Annotated in this window: 7 protein-coding genes and 1 pseudogene; all 8 read right to left on the bottom strand. The window is 37.5% G+C overall.

Annotated elements, in window-relative coordinates:
* Positions 1–447 (bottom strand): TraX family protein (locus HMPREF9425_RS10330; RefSeq protein ID WP_003097273.1); only part of this gene is annotated, 447 nt, incomplete at its 3' end.
* A 762-nt stretch (positions 448–1,209) separates the two neighbouring features.
* Entirely contained in the window at positions 1,210–1,938 is a 729-nt protein-coding gene (locus HMPREF9425_RS05085) for a lantibiotic immunity ABC transporter MutE/EpiE family permease subunit (RefSeq protein ID WP_037621492.1), read from the bottom strand.
* 1 nt (position 1,939) lies between these two features.
* On the bottom strand, positions 1,940–2,617 hold the full coding sequence (locus tag HMPREF9425_RS05090; protein ID WP_003097278.1) for an ABC transporter ATP-binding protein: 678 nt from the start codon (positions 2,615–2,617) through the stop codon (positions 1,940–1,942).
* A gap of 181 nt (positions 2,618–2,798) precedes the next feature.
* Positions 2,799–4,932: pseudogene (gene topA, locus HMPREF9425_RS05095) on the bottom strand (type I DNA topoisomerase).
* A 167-nt stretch (positions 4,933–5,099) separates the two neighbouring features.
* A complete protein-coding gene (dprA, locus tag HMPREF9425_RS05100) occupies positions 5,100–5,939 on the bottom strand; it encodes a DNA-processing protein DprA (protein WP_003093081.1) in 840 nt (279 codons plus the stop codon).
* A gap of 66 nt (positions 5,940–6,005) precedes the next feature.
* Positions 6,006–6,926, bottom strand: coding sequence for an ROK family protein (locus HMPREF9425_RS05105; RefSeq protein ID WP_003097283.1), 921 nt, complete (start codon positions 6,924–6,926; stop codon positions 6,006–6,008).
* Positions 6,927–6,932: 6 nt separating this feature from the next.
* Complete coding sequence (locus HMPREF9425_RS05110) at positions 6,933–7,703, bottom strand: ribonuclease HII (RefSeq protein WP_003097285.1); 771 nt, start codon at positions 7,701–7,703, stop codon at positions 6,933–6,935.
* Positions 7,690–8,523: ribosome biogenesis GTPase YlqF (gene ylqF / locus HMPREF9425_RS05115; RefSeq protein WP_003097287.1), on the bottom strand; the 834-nt coding region annotated here is incomplete at its 5' end. The genes ylqF and HMPREF9425_RS05110, both read right to left, overlap by 14 nt.

Raw genomic sequence — 8,523 nt, forward strand, 5'->3', positions numbered from 1 at the left:
ACTTAGCAGATAAAAAGGTACCATTAACCATGGAAGCAATAATGGGAAAAGTAAGGTTGGGAGTCCTTTAAGGTATTTCTTTTCTTGAATCCAAGCAATACCTTGAAGAGCAACGAGCAAAATTGCGAATGACGACAGCATCATATTTTGTGGAAAGAAACCATCCGGTCTAACTAGAGGATGTAGAAAATTATAGAATCCAAATTGAATCAATCCCATCACAATTGCTAAAGCATAAATCTTTAGGAAGTATTTCTTCCGGTTATGGGTATGAATAAAACCCTCAATCACACAAAAAAGGAACAAGGGAGCCGCTAATCTCCCAATCATAGCAAACCAAATGGGGATTTCCCCTGTATAATCAAAAAAATAATGAATATGGTCGAATACCATAGTAATTAGGGCTATATATTTGAGTTGGGAACCTGATAAACTTAAACGTTTCATAATAACTCTCCTTTCTTTTCATCCTTAGTATAAAAAATTAACTAATATAGTTTACTTTTCAGACAAACAATTAATATTATTTTAGGATAATCACTGAAGACTAATATACTATCCATGTTATTTCTTATATTATCTTTTTGTTTTGAAATCTATGGAACAAATAAATAACATAGTCACCCCAACTATCCATAAAGGCAAGGTAGTGAGTTGACGCCAATCACCTATGAGAATGCTGTTAATAGGAAATGCAATAGGAAGCCAATGAATAGACAAGAAAACTTTATTACTAGCAAAAATAATAAAAATAATTTCAACCATAGAGATAATAATATTACTGGCACTGTTCAGACTCACTTGTGTTAAGTAATGAAAATGATTGAGAAAGATAATTAGCATCCAACTTGATAGGCTTACTACAAATCCATCGAGGCTATGTTTTAAGAGTAGATTTATACTAATCCAACTCAATAAAGAAGGTAGGCTAAGGATTAGGTCTGCTATTAAAAGTTTAGCCAACCATAAACGTCTTTTTTAGGATAACTCGATATTTCTTGATATTGATTAGAGTGTTTTTCCTGTTCAATCCCTAAAATTGATAAAAATACTGTTAATAGTGGATAGCATAAAAAAGATAATATGGCTAAATTTGTTAGGGAAAAACCATTAGGAACGAAACTTACATAAAGGGGGATTAAAAGAATCTCTAGTAACGAAAAACTGACAATAAGATAGAGACTAATAGTATTCTTTAATTTAAGTAACTCACACCTTAGCATTTGATTGTCTCCCTTGCAGGACATAAGATAAAAGTGATGTCACTGCTATTGATAGTATCATCGTAAGTAACACTTGCGAAATGCTGTATTGATTTTGATTTACAATAATATCCCCTGATGGTTTAAGGTTTAATATAAATTGAGCTATTTTATAGTGATAGGTATAGGGCAAGACGAACCAGAGTGAACTTTGAGCAATAAATGGTGCTATTAAAAGACAAGTCAGTGTGTTAAGTGCTAATAGGATGAAATGACTAATGTATTTAGACATCAGATAAAGAAAAGGAATATTCCATAAAGTTGTCATCCAAATTAAGATTAATGAAATAGCTGTTTTAGGAATATTTATTGGAATAAAACCTGCATAAATAAATGCAACGAGACTGAGGAAAACTAGTAAGAATAAACTAGAAATGAACGTTCTCATTCCTATAAGCACCATTTTCATCAGAGAAATTTTCCAAGCGAAACTCCTGTTTGTAACATTTTGAAAATGCCCCGCCTGACCTTCTAAACGTCTATCAACTATGAACAATAGACCATTCACTAGATATAAAAAGATAGCTTCCCACCAATAGACTGAAAAGGGAACAAAAATCTGCAATCCTCCCATTAAAAAGGCTATAAGAACGGTTAAAAACGGTATGATTATTAAGAATTTAGTCGTTCCTAAATGTCGTAATTTGAGCAATTCCGAATAGAATATCTTTTGCATATCAGTACCCCCCATGAACAATTTTAAAGAAGAGTCTCTCAAGACTATCTACATTTTTATTTTCACCATCATATTGTATTTTACCTTTGTCGAGAATAAGAATATGATCGGCCACCTTACTTATTTCTAAAAGTTGATGGCTAGAAATCAGAATCGTCATCCCTTTTGCCTTCAAAGAACGAATAAGGTCTAGCAGTTCTTTTATACCATCAGGATCAAGTCCATTAGTAGGCTCATCGAGAATTAAAAATTGGGGATCAGTTAAAATAGCCATGCCAATTCCTAATCGTTGCTTCATACCTAATGAAAATTTACCGGCCTTTTTCTTTCTAGTATTTGAAAGACCAATTATTTCTAAGGTTTTAATAATCTTTGAATCAGGAATATCATATAGTAACGCTTTTGTTTTTAAATTATCAAAAGCCGAAAGGTTGTGATAAATAGCAGGTGCTTCGATTAATGCACCTAATGATTGTTTGCCTTTTGATATGCCATCGAATTGAATTTCTCCACTACTTTTGGGAAGCAAACCAAAAAGTATTTTCATCAGTGTCGACTTACCAGCACCATTAACCCCTAAGAGACCACAAACTGTTCCAGATTCAATAGTAAATGTGACATTGTCTAAAATAGTCTTATCTTTGTATGATTTTGAAAGTTGTTTAACAGTTATTTGCATTGATGCACCTCTTTCAGAATAAGTGTTTTTTCAATATAATCTTATATCTTACTAATATCAAAAACCACTTACTCTCCTTTCTTTTCATCCTTAGTATAAAAAACAAATTTAAGGAAAGTATCAGTTTTTTGGATAAAAGACAAAAAACTATCCCAAGTCTTAACTTGAGATAGCTATGTCTTTATTTAACAACAGATTCTTTGTAGTCACACTCTTCGTTACTACAGATGACTTGTTTGCCACCACCACGTACTTTCTTCTCGACGAGGTAATCGCCTGATTTAGGACAGTTACGTCCAACAGGGATATCCCACGACGTAAATTCACAGTCAGGATAGCGGTCACAACCATAAAAGACACGATTACGTTTTGTCTTACGTTCGATGACCTGACCTTGACCACAGGTTGGACAAGTAACGCCAATTTCTTTAGTAATGGCCTTGGTGTTATGACAGTCTGGAAAATTACTACATGCGTAGAACTTACCGTAGCGACCAAGTTTGATGACCATTGGGTGACCACAGAGATCACAATCAAAACCAGCAGGCTCATCCTTGATTTGGATTTTTTCAATACCTTCTTCAGCTTTTTCCAATTCTTTTTGGAAAGGTTTGAAGAATTCATCAATAACCTTCTGCCATTGTTCCTTACCGATTTCAACTTTATCGAGTTTACCTTCCATCTCGGCAGTGAATTTAACATCCACGATGTCTGGGAAGAACTCTACGATTAGGCTATTAACAATTTCACCAAGTTCAGTTGGTTCAAAACGTTTAGCCACCAATTTGACATAGTAGCGACGTTGGATAACATCAAGCGTTGGCGCATATGTTGACGGACGACCAACGCCATTTTCTTCCAAAGTCTTAATCAATGTCGCTTCAGAATAGCGTGCAGGTGGTTGCGTAAAGTGTTGTTCAGGCGTTGTCACAACCTTCTTAACCGTATCACCTTCAGCCATATCAGGAAGCATTTTATTTTTATCAGAGTCGTTGTAAACGGCCATATAACCGTCAAACTTGATTTGGCTACCATTTGCTGTGAAAATGACTCCGTTTTGAGACAAGGTCACCTTCATCGTATCAAATACTGCTGCTGTCATTTGACTCGCTACAAAACGATTCCAGATAAGAGTATAGAGCTTAAGCTGATCCTTATCCAAATACTTAGCGATACTTTCTGGTGTTTGGAAAACATTTGACGGACGGATAGCCTCATGAGCATCTTGTGCTCCCGAACTATTTTTCACCTTGCTACCGTGTTTTGAATACTTAGAACCAAAGCGTTCTGTAATAAATTCAGCAGCCTGGTTTTGAGCAACCGGACTGATACGTGTTGAGTCCGTACGCATATAGGTAATCAAACCTTGAGCTCCTGAACCCAGATTAATCCCTTCATACAACTGTTGGGCAACCATCATGGTCTTACGTGTACGGAAGTTAATCTTATTAGCAGCATCCTGTTGGAGAGATGAGGTTGTATATGGCAATGGTGCATTACGACGGCGTTCTTTTTTCTCTACCTTATCTACATTAAAATCATCACTTGTGATACGAGACAGAACGGCTTGAACATCGTCATTATTGTTGAGCTTAAGCTTTTTACCATCCAAGCCATAGAAACTAGCCTGAAATTTCTTAGTACCCTTCTTAAAGGAACCATCAATTGTCCAATATTCTTCTGGTTTAAAGGCCTTAATTTCATTCTCACGGTCAATAATAAGCTTAAGAGCTACCGATTGCACCCGACCTGCAGAAAGACCTTTCTTAACCTTCTTCCAAAGAAGAGGTGAAATGGAGTAACCCACAATACGGTCCAAGACACGACGAGCTTGCTGCGCATCTACCAAGTCCATGTCAATGGCGCGTGGCTCCACAAAGGCATTCTTCACTGCATCTTTAGTAATTTCGTTAAAGACGACACGATTTTTTTCCTCTGGCTCTAAACCAAGAATATGTGACAAATGCCATGAAATGGCTTCCCCTTCACGGTCCGGGTCACTTGCGAGAAAGACTTGCTTAGCTTTTTTTAGCCTCTTTCTTCAATTCATTGATAAGAGGTCCTTTACCTCGAATATTAATGTACTGAGGTTCGTAGTTGTTTTCAAAATCAATAGACATACTTGATTTTTTCAAATCACGGATATGCCCAACAGAGGCTACAACTTTATAATTGCGCCCAAGGTACTTTTCAATAGTTTTTGCTTTGGCAGGAGACTCCACGATGACCAAATTTTTCTTTGGTGTCGCCCTCTTTTTAGTCGCCTTTTTGGCTGTCGTTTTCTTTGTTGTTTTAGTTTTCGTTGCTGTCGCCATAGACTATTTCCTTGTAATATTATAAACTGGCTGCGCCACTAATCTGTCTAAAATCTAGTCACAAGACATTAAAAAATGAAACATCTTGAACCAAGCAACTAACATGATACCTTCCTTTTCTTTAACTGTCAATAAAAAACTTTATCTCTATAGGAGAACTTTGATTTTCAAGAAAACTCTGAAAGAATGTCAAACCCTGTCGTGATGCACTTTGCACCCTCCTGAATCAAGTGATGGCATCCGTCTGACTTTCCATCTAAAATATTTCCTGGAATAGCAAAAACATCTCTACCTTCTTCCATGGCACGCTCACAAGTAATCAGGCTTCCCGAGCGAAGCTTAGCTTCTACGACCATAACTCCTTGACACAATCCAGAAATAATCCGATTTCGTTCAGGAAAATGGTACTTGAGAGGCTGTTCCCCCGGTCCATATTCTGTAAGAACTAAATGGTTTTTAGCCATATAGTCCTGCAAAGCTTTATTTTCTTTAGGATAATAAACATCAAGTCCTGTCCCGATAACTGCAATAGTGTTTCCCTTATTTTTCAAGGACTCCATATGCGCACAAGTATCAATTCCACGCGCCAATCCACTCACAATAGTAAACTGATTACCAAGTTCACTAACAATTTTTCGAACAGACTGCTTGCCTGTTTCAGAACAATTTCTTGCCCCAACAACAGCTAGCTTTGGTTTAATCAGTAAATCAAGATTTCCCTGATAATAAAGGAGAACAGGAGGATTATAGGTGTGCTTCAGCTCAATGGGATATTCTTTATCAAAAATCGATAACGTAGGAAAACGTTCAAACTGTTCTTTGAGTTGCTTAATATCTAAACTCTTATACTTTTCCATAAAGAGTACTGCATTTTTAGACTTGGATACCACTGCCATATCACGTAAACTCAATTTTCTATCTTTAGTCTTTTGATAGTCCAAAATATTTAAGATATTCAAATTCGTCAACCCAGCGGCTTTAAGTTTAAAAAGTTCAAAATTATTCATATAGATACCTCCTTTTCTTTATTCGCAACAGAAAAGAAAAAAGCTCCATTATGGAACTTTCCTTGATTATAAATCATTTTCAGAGGCAAAATAAGACGCCGCCCCTAATAGGTTACTATCGTTATGGAAATGACAGGCTTGAAGAGTTATAGGCTCAAAACCTAATTCAGACTTATCATTAAATAACTCCTCATAGGCATCGCATATTCCTTCAATTAAAGTATCTTGCCTACTGATACCACCACCGATAACAACTTTCTCCAGCCTAAAGAAGCTCTGCAAATTTAGTACAAGAACAGCAATTTCATGACAATAGTTTTTAAATAAAAGATTTAGATCTTCCGATTGATTTTCCTCTATCGCTGAGAATACTGTTGGACCATCGTCTTGATTTAACCCAAGTAACTCACTGGCTTCATGAATAAAGCCTACTGCAGACCCCTTGTTATCGACAAGACTTACTAAGCCATGCATAAACAATTCCCACTGGAAGGGCAGAGAGGTTTGACTCATGCTTTGGGGACTTGGAGCTCGCAGATATTGGGTAACTGACAGAGGTGATAGCAAGTCCTCCTGTGAGACAAGTCCTAAACCAACACCCGTACCTAAAACCAAGGCAGCCCCACAATCTAACTCTTGTAGACTTCCATATCTGGCTTCAGCCAAAGCCGCCGCATCAGCATCATTGATAACCTTTACAGGCAGTTGAAATGTTTTAGTCAATCGTGACCCAAGTGGGATAGCCGTTAAATAAGGGATAAGACCGCCCTTGAAAATGAAACCACGTTTACTATTTATTTCTCCTGGGCACGCAATGGCAATCCCAGAAATAATATCCTTGTGAGACGAGACAATATGCTCTAAAGTCAACCAAAAGTTGTCTAACGTTGGTGGTGTTGGAACTTTAGATTGATTGCTAATCTTAAAATCATCATCAACTAACCCAAACTTGATAAAGGTTCCTCCGATATCAATAGCTAAAATCACGCCACTTCACCTACTTTTTATTATTGACTTTATTGGTTCGAAGCTTCTTCTATGAATTGGTGTAACACCAAAGTTATCTAGGCCAGACAGATGATCCTTGGTACCATAGCCTGCATTTTTGGCAAATGCGTAACCAGGAAACTCCTGATCATAGTCAGCCATCATCTTATCACGGGTTACCTTCGCTACGATGGAAGCTGCCGCAATAGATAAAGAATTAGCATCCCCTTTTATAATTGATGTTTGTCCTATTGGTAGGTCCAAAGTCATGGCATCAATTAACAAATGTTCAGGTTTGGGACTAAGTTTTTCAATAGCTTCAGCCATAGCAAGCTTGGTTGCTTCATAAATATTGACATCGTCAATCACATGGTTGTCCTTAATACCAACCCCAACAGCAACTGCTTCCTTCATCACCTGCTTATAAATGGCTTCATGTTTTGATTTGGGAATTTTTTTACTGTCATTGAGACCTTTTATTTTGCAAAACTTTGGTAAGATAACCGCTGCAGCTACCACCGGCCCAGCCAAAGGGCCACGTCCAACTTCATCAACACCTGCAATGAGTTCAACTCCCTGAGCATAAAGTACTTTTTCGTAACTGAGCATCATCTCTAAGCGTTCTTCCTCAGCAATCTCAGCTAGGATAGCTTTACGTCGTTGCTTAATGGCAGTCTGCACACCAGCTCGACTATCATCCTCAAAACTTGCCCATCGGTAATCGTCAAGATCTGTCAAAGTGGCCAATTGCTCCTTGACTTCTTTAATTGTCGCCATCAGTATCGACCCCAACAATATCAAGTGTGTAACGACCTAGTTTTCCATCACGAACTTCTTTGACAAATAGATTATAGAAACGGTCATAATCTTCACGGAAGCCAAGTTTTCGAGTCATTTCCATTATGATTTCTGGTGCCTCTTCCTCAATGTCAATACCTTTAAAGCGTTCCTCTAAACGTTCAGGATAGTAAGTTTTAAAATAGTTAAGTCCAAAAATCGTAACTTCATCCATTGGCAAGAGCTGGTCCTTGATGGCTCCAGTCAAAGCAAGCTTCAAGCCGACCAACTCATCTTCAAACTTAGGCCACAAAATTCCCGGAGTATCAAGGATTTCCAAGTCCTTATTAGACTTCAACCACTGTTGACCTTTTGTCACACCAGGTTTATTTCCTACAACGGCAATTTTTTTACCAGCCAAACGATTCATCAAGGTAGATTTCCCAGCATTTGGAATCCCAATAATCATGGTTCTCAAGGTCTCTTTCTGAATACCACGTTCACGTAATCGTTGAATCTTGTCAGCCATAAGACTCTTAGCAGCGTCTGTCACCAATTTAACTGTAGATTGTTCCTTGGAATTAATGGCCAAGGTTTTAATCCCTTGAGTCTCAAAATAGCTACGCCACTCTTTTGTACGATTACTATCAGCAAGGTCAGCCTTATTAAGAATTAAAAGTTTTGGTTTATCACCAACAATTTTAGTCAGCATGGGATTTTGACTTGACAGTGGCAAACGTGCATCCACTAAAATTGTTACAAAATCAACATGCTTAAGATTTTCCTGAACTTGTCGACGGGCTTTGGACATGTGACCAGG

This window comes from Streptococcus vestibularis ATCC 49124 (assembly GCF_000188295.1).
Lineage (GTDB): Bacteria > Bacillota > Bacilli > Lactobacillales > Streptococcaceae > Streptococcus > Streptococcus vestibularis.

What these genes read in the sequence shown, in the direction of transcription:
- HMPREF9425_RS05085 (WP_037621492.1), bottom strand. Translation starts at nt 1,938, where the DNA reads ATGCAAAAGATATTCTATTCGGAATTGCTCAAATTACGACATTTAGGA.
- HMPREF9425_RS05110 (WP_003097285.1), bottom strand. Translation starts at nt 7,703, where the DNA reads ATGGCGACAATTAAAGAAGTCAAGGAGCAATTGGCCACTTTGACAGAT.
- HMPREF9425_RS05090 (WP_003097278.1), bottom strand. Translation starts at nt 2,617, where the DNA reads ATGCAAATAACTGTTAAACAACTTTCAAAATCATACAAAGATAAGACT.
- dprA (WP_003093081.1), bottom strand. Translation starts at nt 5,939, where the DNA reads ATGAATAATTTTGAACTTTTTAAACTTAAAGCCGCTGGGTTGACGAAT.